This is a genomic window from Burkholderia sp. IT-111MI5, from assembly GCF_949752865.1.
GTDB classification, from domain to species: Bacteria; Pseudomonadota; Gammaproteobacteria; order Burkholderiales; family Burkholderiaceae; genus Burkholderia; species Burkholderia pyrrocinia_C.
Genome location: NZ_CATKIF010000011.1, coordinates 868,517 through 895,340 on the forward strand (window position 1 = coordinate 868,517; position 26,824 = coordinate 895,340).

28 protein-coding genes are annotated in these 26,824 nt (G+C 67.2%); 5 read left to right on the forward strand and 23 right to left on the reverse strand.

The genetic code is table 11. The features are described 5' to 3' along the window. Position 1 precedes the first annotated feature (1 nt). The 9 genes from ACM6JT_RS12125 to ACM6JT_RS12165 form a co-directional block, all read right to left on the reverse strand. Positions 2–838, reverse strand: coding sequence for an SPOR domain-containing protein (locus tag ACM6JT_RS12125; protein WP_105390801.1), 837 nt, complete (start codon positions 836–838; stop codon positions 2–4). 29 nt (positions 839–867) lie between these two features. Continuing rightward, positions 868–2,178, reverse strand: a complete 1,311-nt coding sequence (gene folC / locus ACM6JT_RS12130) for a bifunctional tetrahydrofolate synthase/dihydrofolate synthase (protein ID WP_131949298.1) — start codon at positions 2,176–2,178, stop codon at positions 868–870. A gap of 100 nt (positions 2,179–2,278) precedes the next feature. Further along, positions 2,279–3,151, reverse strand: coding sequence for an acetyl-CoA carboxylase, carboxyltransferase subunit beta (gene accD / locus ACM6JT_RS12135; protein ID WP_006755101.1), 873 nt, complete (start codon positions 3,149–3,151; stop codon positions 2,279–2,281). Between the two features lie 62 nt (positions 3,152–3,213). Further along, positions 3,214–4,029 carry a tryptophan synthase subunit alpha gene (gene trpA, locus ACM6JT_RS12140; protein ID WP_131949299.1) on the reverse strand — a complete coding sequence of 272 codons (816 nt, stop codon included), beginning with the start codon at positions 4,027–4,029 and terminating at the stop codon, positions 3,214–3,216. A 41-nt stretch (positions 4,030–4,070) separates the two neighbouring features. Continuing rightward, entirely contained in the window at positions 4,071–4,922 is an 852-nt protein-coding gene (locus ACM6JT_RS12145) for a DNA-methyltransferase (protein WP_034179989.1), read from the reverse strand. 9 nt (positions 4,923–4,931) lie between these two features. Then, the gene (trpB, locus tag ACM6JT_RS12150; protein ID WP_034179990.1) at positions 4,932–6,125 is read right to left on the reverse strand and encodes a tryptophan synthase subunit beta; all 1,194 of its coding nucleotides are present in this window, start codon (positions 6,123–6,125) and stop codon (positions 4,932–4,934) included. Positions 6,126–6,179: 54 nt separating this feature from the next. After that, complete coding sequence (locus ACM6JT_RS12155) at positions 6,180–6,878, reverse strand: phosphoribosylanthranilate isomerase (RefSeq protein ID WP_034179991.1); 699 nt, start codon at positions 6,876–6,878, stop codon at positions 6,180–6,182. After that, the gene (gene truA, locus ACM6JT_RS12160) at positions 6,875–7,687 is read right to left on the reverse strand and encodes a tRNA pseudouridine(38-40) synthase TruA (RefSeq protein WP_034179992.1); all 813 of its coding nucleotides are present in this window, start codon (positions 7,685–7,687) and stop codon (positions 6,875–6,877) included. Before truA ends, ACM6JT_RS12155 begins: the two co-directional genes overlap by 4 nt. Continuing rightward, positions 7,687–9,783: a FimV/HubP family polar landmark protein gene (locus ACM6JT_RS12165; protein WP_414856553.1), complete on the reverse strand. Its 2,097-nt coding sequence runs from the start codon at positions 9,781–9,783 to the stop codon at positions 7,687–7,689. Before ACM6JT_RS12165 ends, truA begins: the two co-directional genes overlap by 1 nt. 289 nt (positions 9,784–10,072) lie before the next feature. Between ACM6JT_RS12165 and ACM6JT_RS12170 the strand changes: the two genes are divergently transcribed. Further along, positions 10,073–10,288 carry a hypothetical protein gene (locus ACM6JT_RS12170; protein WP_217589942.1) on the forward strand — a complete coding sequence of 72 codons (216 nt, stop codon included), beginning with the start codon at positions 10,073–10,075 and terminating at the stop codon, positions 10,286–10,288. Positions 10,289–10,470: 182 nt separating this feature from the next. Here the strand turns inward: ACM6JT_RS12170 and ACM6JT_RS12175 are convergent, their stop codons facing one another. Beyond that, on the reverse strand, positions 10,471–10,668 hold the full coding sequence (locus tag ACM6JT_RS12175; RefSeq protein WP_131949302.1) for a hypothetical protein: 198 nt from the start codon (positions 10,666–10,668) through the stop codon (positions 10,471–10,473). Between the two features lie 26 nt (positions 10,669–10,694). On the opposite strand from ACM6JT_RS12175, the gene flgE reads away from it, so the two are divergent. Then, positions 10,695–11,939 carry a flagellar hook protein FlgE gene (flgE, locus tag ACM6JT_RS12180; protein WP_217589940.1) on the forward strand — a complete coding sequence of 415 codons (1,245 nt, stop codon included), beginning with the start codon at positions 10,695–10,697 and terminating at the stop codon, positions 11,937–11,939. 102 nt (positions 11,940–12,041) lie between these two features. Here flgE and asd read toward each other — a convergent pair whose 3' ends face one another. The 8 genes from asd to ACM6JT_RS12220 form a co-directional block, all read right to left on the reverse strand. Next, complete coding sequence (gene asd / locus ACM6JT_RS12185; protein WP_414856554.1) at positions 12,042–13,163, reverse strand: aspartate-semialdehyde dehydrogenase; 1,122 nt, start codon at positions 13,161–13,163, stop codon at positions 12,042–12,044. Between the two features lie 82 nt (positions 13,164–13,245). After that, positions 13,246–13,365, reverse strand: coding sequence for a hypothetical protein (locus tag ACM6JT_RS12190; RefSeq protein ID WP_021158720.1), 120 nt, complete (start codon positions 13,363–13,365; stop codon positions 13,246–13,248). Positions 13,366–13,461: 96 nt separating this feature from the next. Beyond that, entirely contained in the window at positions 13,462–14,529 is a 1,068-nt protein-coding gene (gene leuB / locus ACM6JT_RS12195) for a 3-isopropylmalate dehydrogenase (protein ID WP_217589939.1), read from the reverse strand. Positions 14,530–14,606: 77 nt separating this feature from the next. After that, positions 14,607–15,257 carry a 3-isopropylmalate dehydratase small subunit gene (leuD, locus tag ACM6JT_RS12200; protein ID WP_034179996.1) on the reverse strand — a complete coding sequence of 217 codons (651 nt, stop codon included), beginning with the start codon at positions 15,255–15,257 and terminating at the stop codon, positions 14,607–14,609. A gap of 68 nt (positions 15,258–15,325) precedes the next feature. Continuing rightward, entirely contained in the window at positions 15,326–15,472 is a 147-nt protein-coding gene (locus ACM6JT_RS12205; protein WP_034179997.1) for an entericidin A/B family lipoprotein, read from the reverse strand. A gap of 3 nt (positions 15,473–15,475) precedes the next feature. Next, positions 15,476–16,885: a 3-isopropylmalate dehydratase large subunit gene (leuC, locus tag ACM6JT_RS12210; protein ID WP_034179998.1), complete on the reverse strand. Its 1,410-nt coding sequence runs from the start codon at positions 16,883–16,885 to the stop codon at positions 15,476–15,478. Between the two features lie 233 nt (positions 16,886–17,118). Further along, positions 17,119–17,877: a Tat pathway signal protein gene (locus ACM6JT_RS12215; protein ID WP_414856736.1), complete on the reverse strand. Its 759-nt coding sequence runs from the start codon at positions 17,875–17,877 to the stop codon at positions 17,119–17,121. A gap of 32 nt (positions 17,878–17,909) precedes the next feature. Next, positions 17,910–18,731, reverse strand: a complete 822-nt coding sequence (locus ACM6JT_RS12220; RefSeq protein WP_414856555.1) for a hypothetical protein — start codon at positions 18,729–18,731, stop codon at positions 17,910–17,912. A 398-nt stretch (positions 18,732–19,129) separates the two neighbouring features. Here ACM6JT_RS12220 and ACM6JT_RS12225 point away from each other — a divergent pair, with 398 nt between their 5' ends. After that, on the forward strand, positions 19,130–19,462 hold the full coding sequence (locus tag ACM6JT_RS12225; RefSeq protein WP_131949306.1) for a cupin domain-containing protein: 333 nt from the start codon (positions 19,130–19,132) through the stop codon (positions 19,460–19,462). Positions 19,463–19,575: 113 nt separating this feature from the next. Beyond that, a complete protein-coding gene (locus tag ACM6JT_RS12230; protein WP_175748670.1) occupies positions 19,576–20,301 on the forward strand; it encodes a glutathione S-transferase in 726 nt (241 codons plus the stop codon). Between the two features lie 12 nt (positions 20,302–20,313). Here the strand turns inward: ACM6JT_RS12230 and ACM6JT_RS12235 are convergent, their stop codons facing one another. The 5 genes from ACM6JT_RS12235 to ACM6JT_RS12255 form a co-directional block, all read right to left on the reverse strand. After that, positions 20,314–22,011 (reverse strand): flavin monoamine oxidase family protein, encoded by a 1,698-nt coding sequence (locus ACM6JT_RS12235; RefSeq protein ID WP_414856556.1) that lies wholly within the window; start codon positions 22,009–22,011, stop codon positions 20,314–20,316. 43 nt (positions 22,012–22,054) lie between these two features. Continuing rightward, on the reverse strand, positions 22,055–22,537 hold the full coding sequence (locus tag ACM6JT_RS12240; protein ID WP_243566287.1) for an aromatic-ring-hydroxylating dioxygenase subunit beta: 483 nt from the start codon (positions 22,535–22,537) through the stop codon (positions 22,055–22,057). Next, positions 22,515–23,861, reverse strand: a complete 1,347-nt coding sequence (locus tag ACM6JT_RS12245; protein WP_414856557.1) for an aromatic ring-hydroxylating dioxygenase subunit alpha — start codon at positions 23,859–23,861, stop codon at positions 22,515–22,517. The genes ACM6JT_RS12240 and ACM6JT_RS12245 overlap by 23 nt, the downstream gene beginning before the upstream one ends. 125 nt (positions 23,862–23,986) lie before the next feature. After that, positions 23,987–24,385, reverse strand: coding sequence for a DUF4440 domain-containing protein (locus tag ACM6JT_RS12250; RefSeq protein ID WP_414856558.1), 399 nt, complete (start codon positions 24,383–24,385; stop codon positions 23,987–23,989). An 8-nt stretch (positions 24,386–24,393) separates the two neighbouring features. Next, on the reverse strand, positions 24,394–25,776 hold the full coding sequence (locus ACM6JT_RS12255; RefSeq protein WP_414856559.1) for an MFS transporter: 1,383 nt from the start codon (positions 25,774–25,776) through the stop codon (positions 24,394–24,396). Positions 25,777–25,914: 138 nt separating this feature from the next. Here ACM6JT_RS12255 and ACM6JT_RS12260 point away from each other — a divergent pair, with 138 nt between their 5' ends. After that, positions 25,915–26,820 carry a LysR family transcriptional regulator gene (locus ACM6JT_RS12260; protein WP_131949312.1) on the forward strand — a complete coding sequence of 302 codons (906 nt, stop codon included), beginning with the start codon at positions 25,915–25,917 and terminating at the stop codon, positions 26,818–26,820. Positions 26,821–26,824 lie beyond the last annotated feature (4 nt).

Below are 26,824 nucleotides of genomic sequence, written 5' to 3' on the forward strand. Positions count from 1 at the left end.
GTTACTGCGTCAGGCCGGCTTCGCGCACCTTCGCGATCGCGGCGGAAGCCGCCGCGCGATCCGCGAACGGGCCGGCACGCAACAGTGTAGCCGTGCCACCGTCTGCCTGCTTGCGATGCTCGACATATGCGGGCACGCCCGCCGATTTCAACTTGGTCGCCCACGAACGGGCCGTCGCGTCATCCTTGAACGAACCGAGCTGCACCGCGAAGCGCGCACCGGCCGGCGACGACGGCGACGATGCATCGCCGCTGTCCGGGCTCGCGGCGTCGGCATTCGCGACGGTCGCCGGAGCCGGCTTCGGCGCGGCCGGTTTCGCCGCGGGAGCAGCCGGCTTCGGCGCGGGCTTCGGCGGCGTCACGCTCGCCGTGGTCGTCGTATCGGGTTTCGCGGCCGGCTTGGCGGCCTCCTTCGGCGCAGGCGCCGGGACCGCCGCGACGGCGGTGTCGGATGCCGGCGGCTCGTCGTGCGCGACACCTGCCTGCACGTCGGAAGCGTCGTCGTCACGCGGCGCGACTGCCTGGTGCGCGGGCCGGTTCGGGATGTCGATCGCGATGTCGTCCGTGACTGGCTTCGGGTGCGAATCGAGCACCATCGGCAGCACGATCACGGCGGCCACGACGAGCGCGATCGCGCCGACGAGGCGACGGCGCGCGCGTTGCTTTTCTGGAAGGGTCGGATCGAGGAGCAGCGCGTCCGATTCCGGACGCTCGGTGCGGCGCGGGCGCCGCTCGACGCGTTCAGTGCGCTCCGTGCGCACGTTCCGGGAGGTCCCGGTGCGACCGCCGCGCCGCGTGGGCGCGTCGTCGTCTTTTTTGCCGAACGAGAAAATTCCCATGAATGGCTGAGTCCGAAACTGCCCGTCAGTCAGTGTTGCTGCGATTTACGGTAGGCCAGCACGCCGGCAACCGTATGGAAACTGCCGAAAACCACGATTCTATCATTCTCGGATGCTCTTTTTAGTGCATCGCGAAACGCTTCGGCGGGCGACGCGTAACGCGTCACGCTCGAATCGGCCCCATCCTCCACGCCAGCCTTGCGCAGCGCGGCTTCGAGCTGCTCCGCGGAGGCCGCGCGCGGCAGCGGCAGGTCGGTCACGCACCAGTGGTCGATCTCGCCTTTCAGATGCCGCAGCACGCCGTCGATGTCCTTGTCGTGCATCGCGCCGAACACCGCGTACGTGTACGGGAAAAAGCCCATGTTGCCGAGATTCTGCTCGAGCACGGCCGCCGCATGCGGGTTGTGCGCGACGTCGAGCACGATCGCCGGCTTGCCGGGCAGCACCTGGAAGCGCCCCGGCAGCTCGACGTTCGCGAGCCCGAGCCGGATGTCCTGCGCGGATACCGGCAGCACCGGGCGCAGCGCCTCGAGCGCGGCGAGCGCGGCCGATGCATTGATCAGCTGATTCGCGCCGCGCAGCGCCGGATACGCAAGCGCCGGATAGCGCTTCTCGCGGCCGAGGTAGCTCCACTGCTGGCGCTCCGCGCCCGCCTGCGCCTCATAGCGGAAATCGCGGCCGACGAGCCACAGGTCGGCGCCGATCGCTTCGGCATGGTCGATCAACGTTTGCGGCGCGGCCGGATCGCCGCAGATCGCCGGCTTGCCGGCACGGAAGATCCCGGCCTTCTCGAATGCGATCTTCTCGCGCGTGTCGCCGAGGTATTCGGTGTGGTCGATGTCGATGCTCGTGACGATCGCGCAATCGGTATCGATGATGTTGACCGCATCGAGCCGGCCGCCGAGGCCGACTTCGAGGATCACCGCATCGAGCCCGCGCGACGCGAACAGATGCAGGATCGCGAGCGTCGTGAATTCGAAGTACGTGAGCGACACGGGCTCGGGCAGCGACGTGCGCGCGGCTTCGACGGCCTCGAAGTGAGGCAGCAGTTCGTCATCGGTGACGTTCTGCCCGTTCACGCGCGCGCGCTCGTTGAATTCGAGCAGGTGCGGCGACGTGTGGCAGCCGACCTTGTAACCCGCGCGCACGAGAATCGTCTCGAGGAACGCGCAGGTCGAGCCCTTGCCGTTCGTGCCGCCGACGGTGATGACGGGGCACGCGAATTCGAGCTGCAGCGCCGTCTTGACCTGCCCGATGCGGGTCAGGCCCATGTCGATGCCGACCGGGTGCGCGCGTTCGAGGTGCGAGAGCCACGCGTCGAGAGTGGGAAAAGTGCTCATCGGATCAAATCTGGATCGGTACCGCCACTACGCCAAAAAACGAAGCGCGCCGCCTGACGCTGAAGCCAGGCGACGCGCAGAGTTCACCACCTCGCGCCGGTCAGGCCAGCGCGTCGGCCGGCTGTCGCTGCAGCAGCGCGAGCAGTTGCGCGATCTCGTCGCGCATCTTGCGGCGGTCGACGATCATGTCGATCGCGCCCGTGGTCAGCAGGAATTCGGCGCGCTGGAAGCCTTCCGGCAGCTTCTCGCGGACCGTCTGCTCGATCACGCGCGGGCCGGCAAAGCCGATCAGCGCCTTCGGTTCGGCGATCACGACGTCGCCGAGGAACGCGAAGCTCGCGGACACACCGCCCATCGTCGGATCGGTCAGCACCGAGATGAACGGTAGCTTCGCTTCGGCCAGCTTGGTCAGCATCGCGGTGGTTTTCGCCATCTGCATCAGCGACAGCAGGCTTTCCTGCATCCGTGCGCCACCCGACGCCGTGAAGCAGATGAACGGCACGTGCTGTTCCAGCGCGTTCTGCGCGCCGCGCGCGAAGCGCTCGCCGACGACCGAGCCCATCGAGCCGCCCATGAACGAGAACTCGAAGCAGGCCGCGACGACGGGCAGCGTGTGGATCGCACCGCCCATCACGACCATCGCGTCGGTCTCGCCCGTCTCGTCCATCGCTTCCTTCAGACGATCGGGGTACTTGCGGCTGTCCTTGAACTTCAGCGAGTCGACCGGCACGATTTCCTGGCCGATCTCGTAGCGGCCTTCCGGATCGAGCAGCCCGTCGAGGCGCTCGCGCGCGCCGATGCGCATGTGGTGATCGCACTTCGGGCACACGTGCAGGTTCGCGTCCACGTCGTTGCGGTACAGCACGGCCTCGCAGGACGGGCACTTGACCCACAGGCCTTCCGGAATGCCCTTGCGGCTTTTCGGGTCGGTCTGCTTGATCTTCGGCGGCAACAGTTTGTCGAGCCAGCTCATCGTATGGTTTCCTGTTCCGTGGCGGGCCGGGCCGCATGGCCCGCCCGCTCCCTGTGTTGTGTTTATCGCGCCACCTTGCCTGCGCCGTCCAGCGCGGCACGCAGCTCGGCGATGAACGCCTTCAGCGCGGCGGCGGCGCCTTCCGGCGCAGCGCTTTCGAGCAGCTGCACGAGGCGGCTGCCGATCACGACGGCGTCCGACACCTCGGCCACCGCGCGCGCCGTTTCGGCGTCGCGGATGCCGAAGCCGACGCCCACCGGAACCGGCACGCGCGACTTGATGGCCGGGATTTTACCCGCAATGCTCGAAACATCCAGATTTCCCGCGCCGGTCACGCCCTTGAGCGACACGTAATACACGTAGCCGCTCGCGATCTTGCCGACGTCGGCGATGCGTTCATCGGTCGACGTGGGCGCGAGCAGGAAGATCGGATCGATCTGCGCGGCGCGCATCTTTTCGGCGAATACGCCCGCCTCTTCAGGCGGATAGTCGACGACGAGCACGCCGTCGACGCCGGCCGCCTGCGCTTCGGCCGCGAACGCGTCGACGCCCATCCGCTCGATCGGGTTCGCATAGCCCATCAGCACGACGGGGGTTTTCGCATCGGTTTCGCGGAAGCGCTTCACGTCGGCGAGCACGCTCTTCAGCGTGACGCCGCGCGCGAGCGCGCGTTCCGACGAGCGCTGGATCACGGGGCCGTCGGCCATCGGGTCCGAGAACGGCACGCCGAGCTCGATCACGTCCGCGCCGCCTGCGGCGAGCGCATGCATGAATTCGACGGTCTTCGCGGGATCGGGGTCGCCGGCCGTGATGAACGGGATCAGGCCCTTTCGGCCTTGTTCGGCGAGCGCGGCAAAGGTCTGCTGAATACGGGACATGGCTATTTTCCTTGATGCGTTCGGCGATGCGGCTACGCGATTCACGCGCATGCCGGCGCGGCGAGCGCGCTCACGCGCTCGTGCGCGATCGCACAATAACTTTCGTTGATCTCGTAGCCGACGAAGTCGCGCCCCTGCCGTGCGCAGGCCACCGCGGTCGTGCCGCTGCCCATGAACGGATCGAGCACGCGGCCGCCCGGCGGGCAGCTTGCGAGCACCATCCGCTCGACGATTTCCAGCGGCTTCTGGGTCGGATGATCGACGCGCTCCGCGTGCTGCCGGTGCAGGCGCGAGACCGACCAGACGTCCTTCGGGTTGTAGCCCATCTCCAGCCACTTGCTGCCTTCGAACAGCTTGCGCGAGCGGGCCTTCTTCGTGTCGGCGTCGTACGGGATGCGGACCGGATCGAGATCGAAGTAATACGCCTTGGAAACCGCGAAAAAGCCGATGTTGTCGTGCACCGACGTGAAACGGCGCGTCGTGCCGCCCATGCTCGGCACGCGCCGGTCCCAGATGATCTCGTTGACCATCGTGAGCTTCGTCTTCAGGAAACTGAAGATTTCCGGCGCGTACTGCCATGTGCAGAAGATGTACATCGACCCGCTCGGCTTGAGCTTCGGAATCGCGAGCTCGAGCCACTCGCGCGTCCACGCGAGAAAGTCGTCGCCCGAACGCTTGTCCGAATCGTTGCCGTAGTCCTTGCCGAGCCCGTACGGCGGATCGGCGACGATCAGGTCGATCGACGCATCCGGCAGGTGTGCGGCATCGGTCAGGAAATCGCGGTTATGCAGTTCGATACCGGACGGCAGCGCGCGCGGCACGACGGCGGCGGGCTGAACCGCCTCCGCCTCGCTCGCGGCACCGCCGCCCGGCTCTTCGATCAGGTCACGCATCGGTCGGGGTCAGAGCTCGATGCCCGATCGCTCGGCGACCGTGTGCATGTCCTTGTCGCCGCGGCCCGACAGGTTGACGAGCAGGATCTTGTCCTTCGGCAACGTCGGCGCGAGCTTCACGCCATACGCGATCGCGTGGCTCGACTCGAGCGCGGGAATGATCCCCTCGATCCGGCAGCAGTCGTGGAACGCCTTCAGCGCTTCCTCGTCGGTGATCCCGACGTACTGCGCGCGGCCGCTGTCCTTCAGCCATGCATGCTCGGGGCCGACGCCCGGATAGTCGAGGCCCGCCGACACCGAATGCGTCTCGATGATCTGGCCGTTGTCGTCCTGCAGCAGGTACGTGCGGTTGCCGTGCAGCACGCCCGGGCTGCCGGCGATCAGCGATGCCGCGTGATGGCCGGTGTCGAGCCCGTCGCCGGCCGCTTCGACGCCGATCAGCTGCACCGACGCATCGTCGATATACGGATAGAAGATGCCCATCGCGTTCGAGCCGCCGCCGACGCAAGCGATCACCGCGTCGGGCTGCCGGCCCGCGAGCTCGGGCATCTGCACCTTGCACTCGTCGCCGATCACGCGCTGGAAGTCGCGCACCATCATCGGGTACGGGTGCGGGCCCGCAACCGTGCCGATGATGTAGAACGTGCTTTCAATGTTGGTGACCCAGTCGCGCATCGCTTCGTTCAGCGCGTCCTTCAGCGTGCGCGAACCCGACTCGACCGGCACGACCGTCGCACCGAGCAACTTCATCCGGTAGACGTTGGCGGCCTGCCGGCGCACGTCCTCGGAACCCATGTAGACGACGCACTCCATCCCGAAGCGCGCGCAGATCGTCGCGGTCGCGACGCCGTGCTGGCCGGCGCCCGTCTCGGCGATCACGCGCTTCTTGCCCATGCGCTTCGCGAGCAGCGCCTGGCCGATCACGTTGTTGATCTTGTGCGCGCCCGTGTGGTTCAGGTCCTCGCGCTTCAGGTAGATCTGCGCGCCGCCGAGCGTCTCGCTCCATCGCTGCGCGTGGTAGATCGGCGACGGACGGCCGACAAAATGCTTCAGCTCGCGCTCGAATTCGGCGACGAAGTCGGGATCGTGCTGGAATTTTTCATACGCCGCGCGCAGTTCGTCCAGCGCGTGAATCAGCGTCTCGGCGACGAACGTGCCGCCGTACGGGCCGAAGTGGCCGCGAGCATCAGGAAGGTTGTACATGGTGTCTCTCTCGATCGGTCGATGCGCCCGCTTTCGGGGCCGCACCGGCTTGCATCACCCGGCGTCCGCTTCGCGCACCGCGCGTACGAACGCCGCCATCCGGGCGTGATCCTTCACGCCCTTCGCGCCCTCCACTTCGATGCCACTCGAGACATCGACAGCAAACGGGCGCAACTGGCGGATCGCATCACCGACGTTTTGCGCGCTCAAGCCACCACTCAAAACGGCCCGATGCGCGAGCTCTGCGGGAATAAGAGACCAATCGAAGACCTTGCCGCTACCGCCGTAGTCCGGCACCAGGGTGTCGAACAGGAGGCCGCGCGCTTTCGAATAATGAAGAGCCGATTCTACCAAATCGGACGGCTGCGTCGAGGGCCCGACGCGCACTGCGCGCAACCACGGCAGGTGTGCCGCGCGGCCGAGCGCGTCGCATTGCTCCGGCGTCTCGTCGCCATGGAACTGCAGCAGCGTGAGCGGCACGTCGCGCACGACGGCTTCGATCTCGGCTGCGGTCGCATTCACGAACAGCCCGACCACCGACACGAACGGCGGCGCGAGGCGCGCGAGCTCGGCCGCCTGCGCGATCGTCACCGCGCGCGGGCTCTTCGGGTAGAACACGAGGCCGATCGCATCGGCGCCGAGCGCCGCTGCGTGCAGCACGTCCTCGGGGCGCGACAGCCCGCACAGCTTGATGCGCGTGCGCGGCGGCAGGCCGGCGGCGGAAGTCGAAGGAGACACGGCGTGATCCATCATGATTGCGGGTCCAGATCGGCCCAGACGCTGCTCCACGGCACGCTGCCGAGCTGCGCGGGCGGGACGGCGAATTCCGCCGGGTAGCCGACGTGGGCGAGATACAACCCGTCGGCCATGAACGTGGGCGCCGCGAGGTTGCGGTCGCGCCCTGCCAGCACGTCGGCGACCCAGTCGGCCGGATAGCGGCCGCGACCGACCGCGACGAGGCAGCCCATCAGGTTGCGCACCATGTGGTGCAGGAACGCGTTGGCGCGGAAGCGGAAATGGATGAAATGGCCCGCGCGCCGCACGTCAATCTGGTACAGGTGTTTGACCGGCGTCTTCGACTGGCATTCCGACGACCGGAACGACGAGAAATCGTGCTCGCCGATCAGGTGCGCGGCGGCGGCGCGCATCGCGTCGTCGTCGAGCGGCGTATGGATCCAGCCCGCGCGTCCGGCCAGCATTGGCGAGCGCACGGGGTGCACGTACAGCACGTAGTAATAGGTGCGCTCGAACGCCGAGAAACGCGCGTGGAACGTCTCCGGCATCGGCTTCGCCCATTGCACCGACACAGTCGACGGCAGGAACGCGTTGGTGCCGCGCACCCACGAGAATGCCTCGCGGTCGAGATCCGTGTCGAAGTGCACGACCTGCCCGAGCCCGTGCACGCCGGTGTCGGTCCGCCCGGCCACCGTCGTATGCAGCGGCACCCGCGCGAACTCGGCCAGCGCATGCTCGAGTGCGTTCTGCACGGTCTTGCCGTGCGGCTGCGCCTGCCAGCCGCAAAATGCCGCGCCGTCGTACTGAATGCCCAGCGCGATCCGCATCACGCCTCGTCCGCGAGTTTCGCGAGCAGCGCACGCGCATCGTCGCGCGTCGCGGCGTCGTTCGCGTCGACCACTTCCTGCAGCAGCGTCCGCGCGCCGGACAGGTCGCCCAGTTCGACGTACTCGGCCGCGAGGTCGAGCTTGTTGCGTGCGATACGCGCGAGTTCGTCCGGCGTCAGCGCAGGCAGCGCGGCGCCCGGCGCGGACGGCAGGTCGAGGTCGAAATCGAGCTTCAGCGCGCCGAACTGCGCGCCGCCGAGCGGCGGCAGCGACGACATCGCGGACGGGCTGCCCATGTGGTCGGCCGGTGTCGTCGCGTCCGGATCCCATTCGAACTCGTCGTCCTGGTCGGCCGGGTGTTCCGGGGCCGGATCGTTCGAGCCAATTGGCGGGTGCGACGCGGATTGACCGTTAGTTGCGATTTTATCGGCGTCGGACTGCCCTGCTCGTGCGGCCGACTCGTCCGCCGCCAGCGACGGATCGTCCTGCGTGCGCGGCGGCAGCGGCATGTCGAGGCTGCTGAGCGCACTGATCGCGTTCTGCATCAGCGCCGCGTGCTGCGTTTCGGTCGCCGAAGGCTCGGCGAGCGTCTCGGCAGGCTTGTCGGCGGCCGCCTGTTCTACCGGTTCTGCGTCGTGCGGGGCCGAGACCGGGGCCGAAGTCGCATCGTTCTCCGGCGGTACTGCGGCGTGGGCAGGCGCAGGCGGCAATTCAGGCTGGCCGTCATGCGGCTTCGTTACTTCGGGCGCCGGTGATGCATCCACCTCAGGCGGCGCGACCGTCTCCGCCGCTGCGGCAGTCGCCGCGGCGAGATTCATGTCGGCAGCCGCGTCGCGGGCAACCGGCATCTCGGGCAGGATCGGCAGTTCACGTTCGACGGACGGCGCCGCTTCTGCTTCGGCAGCCACGGCACCGCCCGCTGCAGCGGCTGCAGCCGTCGTGCCCGCAGCGTCCGTGTGCCGACCCTTCCGGCGCCTGCGCCACGCGAACCCGGCCGCGAGGACGATCACGGCCGCGCCGGCCGCTGCGACCGGACGCCAGTCCATCTGATCCGCAGCGCGCGCAGGCGCCGTCACGGGTGCGACCGGCTGCGCGGGCGCCGATACCGGCTGCGCAGCGCTGGCGGCCACGCCGGACGCCGCTTCAGCTGCTGGCGATGCGGCAGACGGTGCACCCGCATCGTTCGCGGCCGGACGCGGCGCGGCAGGCGCCGGCGCAGGCGCGACGTTGTTCGTCGCGGCCGGCTTGCCGATGCCGTGCTTCTGCAACTCCATCAGCACGCGGTTCTTCAATGCCAGCAGTTGCTGCAGGCTCGACGGCCGCGGCTGCGATGCCCCCGTGGCGGGTGCCGCACCAGCCGGTTCGTTCGTGCCCGAAACCTGGCTGCCCGGCGCAGGCTGGGCAGCGGCCTCGCTCGCGGACGACGGTGCCGACTGGATCGCGCCGCTCCACACATGCGGGCCGCTGGCGCCGGCAGCAGGCGCCGCCGGCTGCATGTTTTCGACAGCCGAAGCGCCGTGCGCGACCGAAGCGCCGACCGAAGCCGACGCCCCTGCTGCCGTCGCGACACTCGCACCGCTCACCGGCGCCGCATGCACGGCCGGCGCCACCGGCGCGGATTGCACGGCCGACCCCGGATGCGGCGCGGACGCGCCGGGCTGCGCGAGCGCCGCACCGCCCGACGCAGCGACGGGCGCGGAGGCAGCCGCCGCACCGGATGCACCGGATGCGCCAGCCGGCGCAAGCGCCGCGCCCGTTGCGTCGAGCGCGGGCACGGTCAGCGTCGCGCCGACTTTCAGGCGGCTCGCGTCGCGCTTCATGAACGCCTGTGGATTGGCGTCGAACAGCGCGCGACCGGCACGCGCGAGCACGCCGGGATCGTGCGATTGCGTCGCCGCTTTCGCGATGTCGTTCAGCGACTGGCCCGGCTGGACCGTCACGGTAAGCGGCGCGGCGGCGCCGGCAGCAGACGCCGGCAGTTCGCCAGTGCCGGCCGCCCAGGCCGACGCGGCTGCGCCGAGCGCCAGGATCGCCAGCGCGCCACGCACGGCGCGCGACAGACGGGACTGACGCGGAAACAAGGAAATTCGGGACATCGTAGGCTCTATCGCCGCGCGCGGGCGCGGCTCGGATTCACGGTTGGAAGCGTCAATAAAGTTGCCGCAGAAATGCAAAAGCGTCGCGCGGAACGCGACGCTTTCGGCTGGTCTGTGCGTCGTAACCGCGTAGTTTACTTCACGTGCTCGCGTTCGGGCCGAATTCATCGGCTGCGGGTGCAACCGGCCGCGCTCGCGCGTCGCGGCGCACGCAGCGATCGCGTCGGGCTGCCGCACCGGTTCGCACACTGCAGCCGGCACGCCGGATCGATCGAAAGGATAGGCATCAATGGATGAGAATCCTTGCGACAACATCTCATCCGGAACGAATGGCAAGGCTTTACGCCGCGCCGCTTCCTCTACTCGCGCCAAACGATGCGATGCAGGAACGACCGCGCAAGCGATTCGGCGCTTCCATGTTTCCGCCGGCCCGTTCCGGCGCCGAACCACGACCGGAGAATCGGGCGCGTTCGCTCAACAATTCGCATTACCTGCCGTTAATTGATTAACAGCCAACATTTCAAATAAAACCCGCTGCCCCGCCAATCTCACTCAAATCAATTTCAATTGAACGATAAGAAGGCAATTCCCACCTCTTATCGTCGAATTGAACATCCCTCCCGCCAAATCCCCGCCCCACAAGGCTTACATACCTGACAGCACAAACCATTACTCATACAAAATCGATTATTTCGACAACAATTCAATTACATTACACAAAATTACACAGATCAAATAATTGCTGTCGCTACGATCGACTTCAAACAGGAATCGGCGCAATCCGGCCATCGCGTTCGCACATGCCGGAAAGGCGGGACTGCGATCGGCCGGGTTGACGCCGTGAGGCGCCAGAGGGTCATCGCGCAGTTGCAAGACTGCATTCACTCACCAGCTCGTTACGGGGATCGAACATGGGCTATCAGCAGGGTTTGAGCGGGTTGGCCGGCGCGTCGAGCAATCTCGACGTGATCGGCAACAACATCGCGAACGCAAACACGACCGGCTTCAAGCAGGGCCGCGCGAACTTCTCCGACATGTATGCGAATTCGGTCGCGACGTCGGTCAATACGCAGATCGGCATCGGCACGAGGCTCGCGTCGGTGCAGCAGCAATTCGGCCAGGGCACGATCAATACGACCCACTCGTCGCTGGACATCGCGATCAACGGCAACGGCTTCTTCCAGATGTCGAGCAACGGCGCGACGACGTACTCGCGCGACGGCACGTTCCACCGCGACAAGACCGGCGCCATCGTCGACTCGCAAGGCCGCAACCTGATGGGTTATGCGGCAGGCGCAGGCGGCGTGATCAACACCGCGCAGACCGTGCCGCTGCAGGCGCCGACCAGCAACATCGCGCCGCAGGCGACGAGCAAGATCACCGGCCAGTTCAACCTGAACTCGCAGGACAAGGTGCCGGCCAAGACGCCGTTCAACGCGAGCGACAACACGACGTACAACTACAATTCGTCGATCCAGGTCTACGACACGCTCGGCGGCTCGCAGCAGGTCACGATGTATTTCGCGAAAAGCGCCGCCGGCACCTGGCAGGCCTATGCGGGCGTACAGGGCCAGACGCCGACGAATCTCGGCACCGTCACGTTCGATGCATCGGGCCGGATCAGCTCGACGACGTCGGCCGCCACCGGCCTGCCCACGCCGAGCCTCGGTCAGTTCGCGTTCTCGATCCCCAACACGACGGGCGGCGCCAACCCGCAGAACCTGACGCTCGACCTGACCGGCACGACGCAGTACGGCGGGAAGGATGGCGTGAACAACCTCGCGCAGGACGGTTTCGCGAGCGGCACGCTGACGACGTTCTCGATCGGCGCCGACGGCAAGCTGACCGGCAACTACTCGAACGGCCAGAGCGCGGTGCTCGGCCTGATCGCGCTCGCGAACTTCAACAACCCGAACGGGCTCGTGAACATCGGCGGCAACCAGTATGCGGAGACCTCTGCGTCGGGCGTGCCGCAGATCTCCGCGCCGGGCAGCACGAACCACGGCACGCTGCAGGGCAGCGCGCTGGAGAACTCGAACGTCAACCTGACGACGGAGCTCGTGAACCTGATCACCGCGCAGCGCAATTACCAGGCCAACGCGCAGACGATCAAGACTCAGCAGACGGTCGACCAGACGCTGCTGAACCTGCGCTGATCCGCGCATGAAAAACGCGCCGCGCCAGCCTTGACATCGTCAAGGCCGACGCGGCGCGTCATCTTGTGCAGTCCGGCCCGCGGGCCGGGCACGCAAGCGGGCTTACTTGTCGAGCAGGATGCGCAGCATGCGGCGCAGCGGCTCGGCCGCGCCCCACAGCAGCTGGTCGCCGACCGTGAATGCCGACAGGTATTCGCCGCCCATCGCGAGCTTGCGCAGGCGGCCGACCGGCACCGTCAGCGTGCCGGTGATCTTCGCCGGCGACAGGTCGCGCATCGATGCTTCACGCTCGTTCGGCACGACCTTCACCCAGTGGTTCGCCGATGCGAGGATGCCGTTGATCTCGTCGAGCGGCACGTCCTTGTTCAGCTTGATCGTCAGCGCCTGCGAGTGGCAGCGCATTGCGCCGATCCGCACGCACAGGCCGTCGACCGGGATCGAACCCGGCTCGCCCATCGCCGGCTTGCCGAGGATCTTGTTGGTTTCCGCGCCGCCCTTCCACTCTTCCTTCGACATCCCGTTGCCGAGATCCTTGTCGATCCACGGGATCAGCGAGCCGGCGAGCGGCACGCCGAAGTTGCTGGTCGGCATCGCGTCGCTGTTCATCGCGGCCAGCACGCGGCGGTCGATGTCGAGAATCGCGGAAGCCGGATCGGCGAGCTGTTCCTGCACCGCGCCGTTCAGCGTGCCCATCTGCGACAGCAGCTCGCGCATGTTCTGCGCGCCCGCGCCCGAGGCGGCCTGGTAGGTCATCGCCGTCATCCAGTCGACGAGGTTCTCGCGGAACAGGCCGCCGAGCGCCATCAGCATCAGGCTGACCGTGCAGTTGCCGCCGACGAAGTTCTTCGTGCCCTTGACGAGCGCATCCTTGATCACGTCGAGGTTGACCGGATCGAGGATGATGACCGCGTCGTCGTTCATCCGCAGCGACGATGCCGCATCGATCCAGTAGCCGTTCCAGCCGGCCGCGCGCAGCTTCGGAAACACGTCGTTCGTGTAGTCGCCGCCCTGGCACGTGATGATCACGTCGCACTTCTTCAGCTCGTCGACGTTGGTCGCGTCCTTGAGCGTAGTCTCGTTTTTCGCGAACGACGGCGCCTTGCCGCCCGTGTTGCTGGTGCTGAAAAACACCGGTTCGATCAGGTCGAAATCGCCCTCTTCCTGCATGCGCTGCATCAGGACGCTGCCGACCATGCCGCGCCAACCTACGAGACCTACGTTCATGACTAACCCTTTGAATGGAGCTTCCCCGCCATTTCCGTCCCCGCTGTGACCGCGCGGGGAAAAAGGCGGGCACGACGGACGATCAGCGTTTAATGATCGTTTTCGTGGTAATGGTTTTCGTGATGACGATGGCGCGCGCACCCGCACGGGCAATGTTGCCGTGGAGTTTCAAGACCGGGGAGATCAGGGAAATTTGCGCCATCGTTCGAGTCTACACAAACCTATTCGGCCGCACAACGGCCAACCCGGTGCGAACCCGCCGTTTTTACCGGCCGCGTTCGCACCCTTTACTGCCTGCTTACAGCGCCGCGACCACCGCGTCGCCCATCGCCGCCGTACCGACCTGCTTGCAGCCCGGCGTCGCGATGTCGCCCGTGCGGTAGCCCTGTTCGAGCACCGTTTTCACCGCGCGCTCGACGCGATCGGCCTGCTCCGCGCGATTCAGCGAGTAGCGCAGCAGCATCGCGGCCGACAGGATCGTCGCGAGCGGGTTCGCAATGCCCTTGCCCGCGATGTCCGGTGCCGAACCGTGCGACGGTTCGTACAGGCCCTTGTTGTTCTTGTCGAGCGACGCCGACGGCAGCATGCCGATCGAGCCCGTCAGCATCGACGCTTCATCCGACAGGATGTCGCCGAACATGTTGCCCGTGACGATCACGTCGAACTGCTTCGGCGCCTTCGCGAGCTGCATCGCCGCGTTGTCGACGTACATGTGCGACAGCTCGACGTCCGCGTATTCCTTCGACACGTCGATCATGATGTCGCGCCAGAACTGCGACGTTTCGAGCACGTTCGACTTGTCGACCGACAGCAGCTTCTTCGCGCGCTTGCGTGCCGCCTGGAACGCGACGTGCGCGATGCGGCGCACTTCCGGTTCCGAGTAGCGCATCGTGTCGAAGCCTTCGCGCTCGCCGGCGAACGGGCCGTCCGGTGCGGCACGCACGCCGCGCGGCTGGCCGAAGTAGATGTCTCCGTTCAGTTCGCGCACGATCAGGATGTCGAGGCCCGCGACGAGCTCGGGCTTGAGCGGCGAAGCATCGACGAGCTGCGGATAGCAGATCGCCGGACGGAAGTTCGCGAACAGCTCGAGATGCTTGCGCAGCCCGAGGATCGCCTGCTCGGGGCGCAGCGCGCGCTCGAGCGAGTCGTACTTCCAGTCGCCTACGGCGCCGAACAGGATCGCGTCGGCTTCCTTCGCGAGCTTCAGCGTCGCGTCGGGCAGCGGATGGCCGCTCGCCTCGTAGCCCGCGCCGCCGACCGGCGCGTGCTCGAGTTCGAACTTCTCGTCGAGTGCGTTCAGCACCTTGACCGCTTCGTTGACGATTTCCGGACCGATGCCGTCGCCGGGCAGCACTGCAATCTTCATGCGTTATTCCTGACTGGGTAGGTTATGGAGCAGGCCGGCGAACGCGCGGATAGCGCGCCCGCCTCGAAGGCGATCTATCAGCCGACCAGCTTGGTGTTGAGCCACGGCTGCTTCACGAGCCGCTCGGCTTCGAACTGGCGGATCTTGTCCGCATGGCGCAGCGTGAGGCCGATGTCGTCGAAGCCGTTCAGCAGGCAGTACTTGCGGAACGCGGCGATCTCGAACGGATACTCGCGGCCGTCGCCCGTGCGCACGACCTGCGCGTCGAGGTCGATCGTCAGCTGGTAGCCGTTGAACGCGTACGTGTCGTTGAACACGTGATCGACCTGCTGCTCGGTCAGCACGATCGGCAGCAGGCCGTTCTTGTAGCAGTTGTTGAAGAAGATGTCCGCGAAGCTCGGCGCGATGATCGCGCGGAAACCGTACTGCTGCAGCGCCCACGGCGCGTGCTCGCGCGAGCTGCCGCAGCCGAAGTTCTTGCGCGCGACCAGCACCGATGCGCCCTGGTAGCGCGGCTGGTTCAGCACGAAATCGGGATTCAGCGGACGCTTCGAGTTGTCCTGGCCCGGCTCGCCGTGATCGAGGTAACGCCACTCGTCGAACGCGTTCGGACCGAAGCCCGTGCGCTTGATCGACTTCAGGAACTGCTTCGGGATGATCGCGTCGGTGTCGACGTTCTCGCGATCGAGCGGCGCCACGACGCCGGTATGTACTGTGAATTTTTCCATGATCCGTCTATCCGGTTGGAGGGCCGGCGTTCAGCCGGCGCACATCGACAAATTCTCGGCGGGAAACGTCACTCCGCGGCGCGCTTCAGCGCGTTGCCGGCGGCGTTGACGTCCTGCCCGAAGCCCTGGACGGTATTGCAGCCCGCGAGGCCGAAGCCCAGCCCCGCGAGCGCCAGCGCGGCAACCAGCCGCGCAATGATCTTCGATGCCGTCACGCGTCACCCCAGCTTGCGAATGTCGACGAAATGGCCTTCGATCGCCGCGGCCGCCGCCATCGCGGGGCTCACGAGGTGCGTGCGACCGCCCGCGCCCTGCCGGCCTTCGAAGTTGCGGTTCGACGTCGACGCGCAACGCTCGCCCGGATCGAGCCGGTCGGCGTTCATCGCGAGGCACATCGAGCAGCCCGGCTCGCGCCATTCGAAACCGGCGTCGGTGAACACCTTGTCGAGCCCTTCGCGTTCGGCCTGCGCCTTCACGAGGCCCGAGCCCGGCACGACCATCGCGAGCCGCACGTTCGACGCGATGCGACGGTTCAGCTTCTTCACGACATACGCGGCCGCGCGGATGTCCTCGATCCGAGCGTTCGTGCACGAGCCGATGAAGATCTTGTCGACCTTGATCGATTCGATCGGCGTGTTCGGCTCGAGCGCCATGTAGGCCAGCGCACGCTCCATCGCGTCGCGCTTGACCGGATCCTTCTCGCGCTCGGGATCGGGCACGCGGCCGTCGATCGACGTGACCATTTCCGGCGACGTGCCCCACGTGACCTGCGGGACGATCTCGGCTGCGTTCAGCTCGACGACGCGGTCGAACTGCGCGCCTTCGTCCGACTTGAACTGGCGCCAGTATTCGACGGCCTGATCCCATTCCGCGCCGGTCGGCACGAACGGACGGCCCTTCAGGTAATCGATCGTCGTGTCGTCCACCGCGACCATGCCCGCGCGCGCGCCGGCCTCGATCGCCATGTTGCAGACCGTCATGCGGCCTTCCATCGTCAGCGCGCGAATGGTCGAGCCGCCGAATTCGATCGCGTAGCCCGTGCCGCCGGCCGTGCCGATCTTGCCGATGATCGCGAGCACGATGTCCTTCGCGGTACAGCCGCGCGGCAGTGCGCCCTCGACCTTCACGAGCATGTTCTTGCTCTTCTTCTGCAGCAGCGTCTGCGTCGCCAGCACGTGCTCGACTTCCGACGTGCCGATGCCGTGCGCGAGCGCGCCGAACGCGCCGTGCGTCGACGTATGCGAATCGCCGCACACGATCGTCATGCCCGGCAGCGTCGCACCCTGCTCCGGCCCGATGATGTGGACGATGCCCTGGCGCACGTCGTTCATCTTGAACTGCGTGATGCCGAATGCATCGCAGTTCGAGTCGAGCGTGTCGACCTGCAGCTTCGAGACGGGATCGGCGATGCCGTGGCTGCGGTCCGTCGTCGGCACGTTGTGATCCGACACGGCCAGGTTCGCGCTGATGCGCCACACCGGACGCTGCGTCATCTTCAGCCCTTCGAACGCCTGCGGGCTCGTGACTTCATGCAGCAGCTGACGGTCGATGTACAGCAAGGTCGTGCCGTCATCCTCGGTGTGGACGACGTGGGTATTCCACAGTTTGTCGTAGAGAGTCTGTGCCATGGGTATGCGGGGTCGTTGTGACTACAAGCCTTGCGGATGCGGTCGATTATGCCACGCAGAACGCGTCGCGGCGCAGGCCGGACGCGAAAAAACCCATTAAAAACAGTGGTTTGGCTGGTAGTGCCAATACCTGTATCGGCATTACCCGGCAAATGGGGCACGCCGGGTCCGGATGACCGCGATCGCGGATCGCGTCGCCCGGACCGGGCGCGACGGGCCGGAACCCGGCGGCCTCAGCCGTTCGGATATTCGCGGTTGATCAGGTCGAGCCGCAGCATCGCAAGCTGCATGCCGGCGTTGCTCATCAGGTAGAGATCGCGGCGGCGCATCGCCGGCTGCTGCGCGGACGTGTCGTAGGCGACCGGCAGCACCAGCCCGGCCGGCACCGCCGCCTGCATCCCCGCCGCATTCGACGCGCGCACGGCGATCGACGCCTGATCCGCGTGCGTGACGACCGCGACCTTGCCGAGCGCCGCGGCCGAGCCGGCCTGTTTGGCGATCGCGGCGGCGACGCCGGCGGGCGTCGGTATCGGGCTGCCGGCGCTCAGGGCCGGCGTCGCGATCGTCGTCACGCCGGCCGTCAGCCCGTATTTCGACGCGAGCACGCTCGCGACTTCCTGCTGCGCGCAGACCGGCACGGCGACCTTCTGCCGGAGCGCGAACACGGCGTCGGCAATCGCCTCGTTCACCGGGCCCGGCACCGGCGCGGCACCGGATGCCGCGGCGCGACTGCCGAAGCTGAACGCGGCGATCGTATTGATGCCGGCCGCCGCGACGGTAGGCGGCGCCCATGAGAAAAACGTGTCGAACAGGTAACCCGTCTCGTCGGTGGCGGTCGCGCGATCGTTCAGTTCGTTCGTCAGCTTGCCGAGCATCTGGCGCTGCAGTTCGGCATCGGATGCCGGTGCGTCGCTTGCGAACACGGGCGCGGCGGCCGCGCACGATGCGGCGAGTACGGAAGTGGAAGCCAGGAAATGGCGGCGGGTCGTCATGGTCATCGAAATCGTGTGGAAAGCGGGAATCGTCAGCCTTTCGGGAAGGCCTGCGTCGTGGCGGTCATCGCGCGGCCAAGCATCTGCGCATACATGTCGTGCACGAGATACAGGCTGCGGTTGCGCGTCCATGGCTGGCCCGATTGAGGGTCGTAGAGCGTCGGGAGCGGCACCTCGGCAACGGCAGCCGCCTTCATGCCCGCCTGCTTCGAGGTCTGGATGCAGCGCTTCGCGTGATCGCGATGGCCGACCACCGCGACGCTGCCCATCGCGGCCGCGCCGCCCGCGCGCGACACGGCCACGGCGGCGACGCCTGCCGTGCTCAGGTACACGATCGAACCGTCGCTCGCGATCACCGGTTCGATCGACGACAGCACGTCGGCGCCCATCCCGTATTTCGACACGAGAAAGCGCGCGATTTCCCACTGCGCGTAGACCTTGACGGGTTTCAACTGGCGGATGCGGTACACGGCGTCCGCGAGCGCTTCGTTGACCGGCCCCGGATCGGGCAGCGCGGACTGGTTGCCGCCCGTGCTCGACGTGTTGCCGCTCGCCGCGTTCGGACGGTTGCCGAAGCTGTATGCGACGATCGCGCCGACCTGCGCGGCCGGCACCGTCGGCAGATCCCACGTGAAGCCGACATCGGTCAGTGCCGGCATGATTGCATTGACCGTCGCCGCATCGCCAAGCTGCGCGTTCAGCTTCGCGGACATCTGTACGGCAAGTGCGCTATCGGTGATGGGCGCCGAAGTGACGTCGTCGCCACCGCATGCGCTCAGCAGCGGTGCTGCCGCGACGGCGGGTGCGGCGGCAAGAAATTTTCTGCGTGAAGCAGCCGACGGGTTCAGATTCATAAGAGATACGAAGCGATGCGAACAACGCCGGCAGCAGGTCGCGGCGTTGCAAATCGCGGGTTCAGGGGAAAATGACAATCGGACACGTCGCGCGGCTGGGAGACGGGCGACAGGATCGACGCGCGGATCGAATCGCTGCACTCTGTCGATCGACGATGCTGGATCGTAGTGGGCGTTTATTAAATTGCGGTGAACCTGTCGATCAAATGCAGGCGATTGCCAAGCCGTTTCATCGATGGACGAGTGCGTTTCATCCGTGGCGAGCGAACGCAGCCGCCGTTTCACCGGTGGCGAGCACGCGATTCGCGTGCATCGTCGCCTACTGCACGGCCATCTCCGGATTTCGCGATACGATGGCGCAACGCGCGTTCCCACGATCCGACCCGGAGCCCACCACGATGAAGCTCGGCCTGAACGAATCGCTTGCTCGCCTCGACGAAGAAGGCACGCTGTTCACGACGCTGTTTCAGCACGGCACGCTCGACGTCGAGCTGTACCGGCCGCGCATCGAGGACAAGCAGAAGCCGCATACGCGCGACGAGGTTTACGTGATCGCCACCGGCACCTCGCGCTTCGTCGTCGACGGACGCGAATGCGACGTCGCGGCAGGCGACGCGCTGTTCGTCCCTGCGCAGGCGGAGCACCGCTTCGTCGGTTTCTCCGACGACTTCTCGACCTGGGTGTTCTTCTACGGCCCCGAAGGCGGCGAACGCGGCAACCGCGGCGCATGACGCGCAGCACTTTTCTTGCGATTGCCTGGACTGTCAATTCGCGGCGGACCGCGCACGGCCGCCCGGTCATCACGATAGCTCAAGCATCCGGTTCAACTGGACAGGAGAACAGCATGCGATACGAACTCTATTACTGGCCCGAGATCCAGGGTCGCGGCGAATATGTGCGGCTCGCGCTCGAGGCGGCCGAAGCCGACTATGTCGACGTCGCGCGCGAATCGGGGCGCGGCATGGGCGTGTCGGCGATGATGCGCATGATGGACAGCACGAAAGCGGAATGCGTGCCGTTCGCGCCGCCGTTCCTGAAGGCCGGCGACGTGGTCGTCGGGCAGACCGCAAATATCCTGCTGTTCCTCGGTGCGCGGCTCGGGCTCGCGCCCGACGACGAGGCCGGCCGGCTGTGGGTGCACCAGCTCCAGCTGACCGTCGCCGATTTCGTCACCGAGATCCACGACACGCATCATCCGATCGCAAGCGGCCTGTACTACGAGGACCAGAAAGCGGAAGCGGCCGAGCGCGCGGCCGATTTCCTCGAGAATCGGCTGCCGAAATTCCTCGGCTATTTCGATCGCGTGCTCGAACAGAATCCGCACAAGAGCGGTTATATCGCCGGCAGCGCGCTCAGCTATGCGGACCTGTCGATGTTCCAGTTGATCGACGGGCTGCGCTACGCGTTTCCGAAGGCGATGAAGCGCGCCGAGCGGAAGGTCGCGGCGCTCGTCGCACTGCACGACCGCGTCGCGCGGCATCCGCCCGTCGCGCGTTATCTCGACTCGGAGCGCCGCATCCCGTTCAACGACATGGGGATCTTCCGGCACTATCCGGAGCTGGACCAATAGCGGCGTGCCGCATCAGTCGCCGTACCGATAGCGGCTGCGCATCGCATCGAGCGGATTGCCGTCGGCGAGCGTGCCGCCGAGGCTGCGGATCACCGCGCTCGCCGCGTTGATCGCGGTCTGCACCGCGCCCTCGATCCAGCCGCCCGTGAACGAACAGCAGCAGCCGGCCAGATAGATCCCGCGGTCGGTCGACGGATCGGCCGCCGTCTGGAACTGGTAGAACAGCGCCTGCGAGTGGATGTCCTCACCCGGATAGTTCAGCTTGAACGCGCCCAGCGCGTAGCGGTCCGACAGCCAGTCGTGGCTCGTGACGTTGCGCGCGTATTCGTCGTCGAGCGGGCGCAGGTGCGCGGCGAACGCCGGCGACACGACGCCGATCTCGGCAACGAGCCGCTTGAAACGCTCGATCTTGTCGGTGAGCGACAGGATCTTGTGCGAATCGTCCTCCCACGTGTAGCTGATCAGCACGACGCCATGCGCGTCGGGATCGTCGGGCGCGTAGTCGAGGCAGTAGATGCCGCGCGCGAGCGTATCGGTCTGGATGTTGTGCGGCAGCCCGTGCTTGAGCCAGAACTTGTCGCGGGTCAGCACGAAAAGCTTCGACGAACTGACCATGTGCGTCTCGTTGATCGCGCGGACGACGTCCGGCGCGAACAGGTTCGCGATGCCCGTCATGCCCATGCCGACCTGCATCGCGCGCGTCGTCGTCGCGACGATCACGCGGTCGAACACGCGCGTCGATCCGTCGTCGAGCGCGAGCGCAAACGTGCCGTCGGGCTGCTTCGTCACGCCGCGCACGGCCGCGTAAACGATGCAGTCGCGCACGTGCGCGCCGTCGGCGCCGTCGTCCAGCAGCCCCTGCGCGAGCGCGAAGATGCCGGCCGGGATCAGCCGCTGGTCGACCTCGAGCTCGTTGACGACGATCCGCAGGATTTCGAGGAACGACGCGCGATAGACCGGCTGGAAGCCGCCCGATCCGATGCCGAGCGTGCCGAACAGGCGCAGGTCCTCGCCCCTGCGCCAGCGCACGCCGCCGGGCGGCGTTGCGCCCGTGAAGATCTTCACGATCGCCGAATAGAACGACTCGTCGCCGAACCGGTCGATGTACTGCTGCCAGCCGCGCCGCGCGTCGTCGTAGCGATGCGCGCGCAGCAGTGCCGTCAGTTCGGCCGGCGCGGGCAGCAGCGTGCCGTCGTCGAGCCGCGCGCCGTCGCGGATGAACGCGCGCCAGCCGCGGTCGACGCGCTCGAACAGTGCGGGCGGCGCATCGCCGGCCGGCCAGCGATACGCGTGGCCCTGGTAGTGGATCTCGGTATCGACGATGCCCGGATCGGGAAACGCGGATGCGCTGTCGACGCCGAACCGGTCGAGGTAGTGGTAAAGCGCGGCCTGCGACGGCGGAAAGCGCATCGCACCCATTTCGGCGAGCAGATGCGGATGATCGGGATTGATCGACTGGGTCAGCAGGCGGCCGCCGACGCGCGCGCGGTTCGCCTCGAACACGACGACCTGCCGGGCACCCGCACGCAGCAGTTCGCACGCCGCGACGAGGCCGCCGACGCCCGCGCCGACGATCGCGATCCGCGCATCGTGCGCGCCTTCGGCCGGCAGCGTGCCGAGACGGCCGCCGGTGCGGGACAGGAAAGCGCCATAGTCGTACAGCGTGTCGATGTACGGTAGCGTGTGCGGCAGGCGTTCAGGGGCGTTCATGGAATCGGGATCAAAGGTGGAAGCCGGATGCGCGAGCCCGCGCTCATACGGGCAGGTGGATGCTGCCGAGCGGTGCGTCGGCATTGACGAGGTCGACGCGCTTCACGCGGATGCGCAACGCGTCGTCGCGCACCGCGAGTTCATGCGTGTACCAGCCGGCGAACAGGGTCTGCTCGTCGCGCCGCGCTTCGACGTAATGGAACGGCGTGCGCAGTACATACACGCCGCGCTCGCGGTCGGCACGCTCGACCTGCGGCTGCTGCAGCAGATGGTGGCCGCGGCTCGCCGGCTGCTGCGAAAACGTGCGGCGGCCGGCCAGGCGTTCGATGCGGATGCGCAGCAGCAGCCGGTCCTCGTCCATCAGCGCGCCGTGCAGCCCGGTGTCGGGCTGGTCCGGCGACAGCGGCATCCAGTAGCGCGCGTCGTCCGCGTAGAGCGCAAGCCAGTCTTCGTAGCGCCGCTCGTCGAGCAGGCGCGCCTCGTGGTAGACGAACGCGGCGAGTTCATCGTGCGGAAAGGTGCGCATCGGCCGCCTCCTTCGTCGCTGCGGGCGCGATGTAGCGCAGCCACGCGCGGAACTGGTTGCGGATCTGCTGCTCGCTGGTGCCGTTCGTTTCCGACGTAGGCTGCGCGAACTCCTGCGGATCGAACAGCCGCCCCACGTGCACCCAGTCGCGCGACTGCGTCGCGAGGCCGCGCTGCGCGCGTTCGTACATCTCGAGATCGTCGTGCGCGACGATCGACGTCGGCGCGTTGATCAGCCGGTTGTACGCAAGCGTGCGCTCGAACAGCGAATCGGGCGCGCCGACGAGGAGGAACGACCACGACTCCACCAGCGTGCGGTCGGCCGCGAGCGGCTTGAACACGCGCAGGATCTGGATCGGCCCCTTCACCATCGCGTTCGGAAACAGCACCGTGTTGTGACGGACCTCGCCGAGAATGCGCGCCGCACGCGCTTCGCCGTAGGCCGCCACCATCTTCTCGTGATACCCGGGAATCGGCGTATAGCGCGCATGGATCGAATCGGCCGTGCCGGTGTGGCCGTGCCCGTTGGGCCACACGCGCAGCCCCATCTGCTCGAAGAACGCATGCGGCTGGATGAACGGCTCCAGCAGCTCGACCGCCATCGGCTTCGCACCTTCCGCGCCGTCGCGCTCCCACACGCGCACGGCCGTGCCGGCCGACGACTCGTGCGCGACCATCGGATGGCAGGTGTCGGTCTGGTTCTCGACCAGCATCTTCCAGTTGCACGCGTGCACGTACCGGAACACGCCGCCCGCGACCTCGACACGTCCTTCCGGCGAGCGGTCGACCAGGTTGTCGAGCGACGACAGCGCATCGCCGAAGTAGTCGTGGAAATCGACACCCGACGGATTCAGGCGGCAGAACACGAAGCCGCGATGGTCATGGGTCGCGCCGACCGCCTGCATGCCCTTGCTCGCCTCGCACGATTCGAAGCCGGTGTTCTCGTAGCCGCGCCGCAGCGGGATCGCATAGAGGCTGCCGTCGGTCCGGTACGACCATGCATGGTACGGACAACGGAAGAACGTGCCCGTGTTGCCGCATGCATCGGTCACGAGCTGCGTGCCCTTGTGCGAACAGCGGTTGTGCAGCACGCGCACCGATCCGTCGACGTGGCGCACCATCACGACCGGCTCGGCGCCGATGGTCGTCGTCACGTAGTCGCCGGTATCCGGAATCTGGCTGACGTGGCCGACATAGACCCACGTGTTCGCGAACAGGTGGCGCATCTCCAGTTCGAAGATCCGCGGCGACAGGTAGAGATCCTTGTGCACCTCGGTCTCGCGTACGAGCGCCGCCACCGCATCGTTGAACGGTTGCGCCGTCATGCACACCTCCGGCCGCGGACGCGCTGCCGCCGCGCGCCCTCGCGACGCGCGGATTCGATTGCTTTTATGGTCATCTCTCAGGTTTCTGGTCTTGGGTGCCGCTCGGGCTGGCGTGACGGTGACGGTCAGCCCGTCACCGGTGTTTCGTGCAGGCGCAGCCAGCCGATGCGGCCGCTCGCGTCACGCTCGAACACGACGGTCGACCGGCGGACGCTGCGCCGCCCCTCTCCGTCGACTTGCGTCTCGCGATAGGCGATCGCCGCGCCGCCCTGCCAGGCGCTCACTTCGTGCAGTTCGTCGATCGCGATCCGCAGGCCGGGACGCGCGCCGAAGCCGCGCGAGAACAGGACGTCGATGTCCGCGAAGTCTAGCGCATGCCCCTGCAGCGAAATCATAGAGAAACGCCGCGAGAAACGCGCGAGCAGCGGCGCGAGGCCGTCGCGTGCGGCGCTGCCGGACAGCCATCGCTCGATGTCGACATGCGCGTCGACGACTTCCTGGAAATACGGGTTTGACGAATTCATCTCGACACTCACGAACGTTGGGAAACCGGCTGCCCGGCAGGCGCGCGGCGCCCCGCGACGCGCGCGACGAACGGCAGCGGCAGCAGCGTCAGCAACGCGGCCAGACCGAAGCACTGCTGGTACGGCAGCCGCGCGTCGTCGCCGTGCATCGACAGCAGGAAATTCAGTGCGCTGCCCAGCACCGCGACGCCGAGGCAGAAGCTCAACTGCCGGTTGATGTTCCAGAGCGCGCTCGCATCGCCCATCCGCGCGGCAGGCACGTCGAGGAACGCCGCGCTTTGCGACGTGCTCGTGCACATGCTGGCGCCGAGCCCCATCGCGACGAAAGCCAGCACGCGCCCGGCCTCGAAACCGGCGAGCGGGGTCGCGAGCAGCGCGATGCCGATCCCGTCGATCACGATCCCGCACATGAACAGCGGCCTCGCACCCCACTTCGGGAAACAGCGGCGCGTCGTCGCGATCGCGACGAACGACGCGATCGCCCACGGCACCATCAGCGCGCCCGTATGCGTCGCGCTGAGCCCCAGCGTGTTCTGCAGATACAGCGCCGCGACCAGGTTCACACCGGTGAACACGCCCGGCACGCACAGATAGACGATCAGGCCGATCCGCAGCAGCGGCTGCGCGACCAGGCTCAGGTCGAGCAGCGGCGCGGCCGCGCGTCGCGCATGCGCGACGTATGCGCCGCCGGCGACGAGCGCGATCGCGAGCGGCGCGATCGCCTGGCGGGCCGCCCCCGGTTGCCCCGCGAACGTCAGGCCGAGCAGCAGCGCGACGAGCGCCACGGCGCTCAATGCGAGGCCGCGCACATCGAGCGCCGCCGGGCGTTCGCTCGCGTCGTCGGGCGGCAGCCACGCGAGCGCGAGCACGCTGGTGGCCGCGGCCAGCGGCAGCATGCCGAAGAAGATCGCGCGCCACGACGCGCGATCGACGATCACGCCGCCGAGCGCCGGCGACAGCGCCGGCACGAGCAGCGCAACCATCATCACGATCGACGTCAGGTGTGCGCGCGCATCGGGCGGATACGCACGATAAGCCATCGTCTGCCCGACCGGAATCAGCAGCCCGCCGCCGAGCCCCTGGATCAGCCGCCACGCCAGCAGCGCGCCGATCGACGCCGACAGCCCGACCCCGAGGCTGCCGAGCGCGAACAGCAGCAGCGACGCGATCAGCAGCCGGCGCTCGCCGAAACGCCGAGCGAGCCACGTGCCGAGCGGGATCACGACGGTCAGCCCGAGCACGTACATGTTGCCGATCCACGCCAGGTGGGCGACCGATGCATGCAGCTCGCGCTGGATCGTCGGATACGCGGCATTGATGACGAACATGTTGGCGAGGTCGATCGCGAACCCGAGCAGGTAGACAGAGGCAATTTTCGAGCGATCGGTCATGACGGCGGAAGACGAACGAAACGCCGCAGTGTAAGGTTCGCCGCACGCGTCGATAAGACCGCCCGGCCGGCAAGACTGGTCGAAAAATTTTGACAATCAGGGCAACATGTCGGTTTTCCGCAGAGCAGCCGACATGCCATGGTGAGTCTCGATCGTTTCGCCGTCTTCCGCGCCGTCGTGGAATCGGGGTCGTTTACGGCCGCCGCCGCCCAGTTGAATCAGGCCCGGGCCGCGGTCAGCTTCAACATCAAGCAGCTGGAAACCGAGCTCGGCGTCACGCTGCTCACGCGCACGACGCGGCGCGTCGAGCTGACCGACGCGGGCGAGCGCTTTTATGCGCGCTGCCTGCGCGTGCTGGAGGAAGCCGAGAGCGCGATCGACGACGCCCGCAGCGAGCATGGCGGGATGCACGGCGTGCTGCGCGTGACGTCGACCGTCGAGTACGGGACGATGGTCGTCGCGCCGGCGCTGCACGCATTCATGCAGCGCCATCCCGCGCTGCGCGTGCGGCTCGAGACGCATGCGTCGCAGGTCGATCTGGTGCGCGAGCGCGTCGACGTCGCGATCCGGCTCGGGCGCCTCGAACAGTTCCAGGACCTGCCGTACCGGGGCGCGTGCCTTGCGACCTACGAAGTGCGGCCCGTGATCGCCCCGTCGCTGCTCGCCGCTGCCGGCCTGTCGCGCATCGATTCGCCCGACGTGCTGGCGCGCCTGCCGCAGCTCGGCCACACGCGGCTCGAGCGGATCGCCACCTGGACGCTCGCGGATCGCGACGGCAACCCGCACGCATTTCAACCGGGCGCCAAGCCGCGCGTGGTCGTCGACAACGCGTCGGTACTGCGCGTGCTCGCGCGACAAGGCAGCGGCGTCGCGCTGCTGCCCGAATGGCTCGTGCGCGACGACCTCGCGAGCGGTGCGCTGGTCGACGCGCTCCCCGACTACCGGTTTCCGCCGCAGGCCGTCTACGCGCTGTACCCGTCGACCCCGCACGTGCCGCAGAAGGTGCGCGCGTGGGTCGACTTCATGAAGGCCTACCTGGCCTGAACTC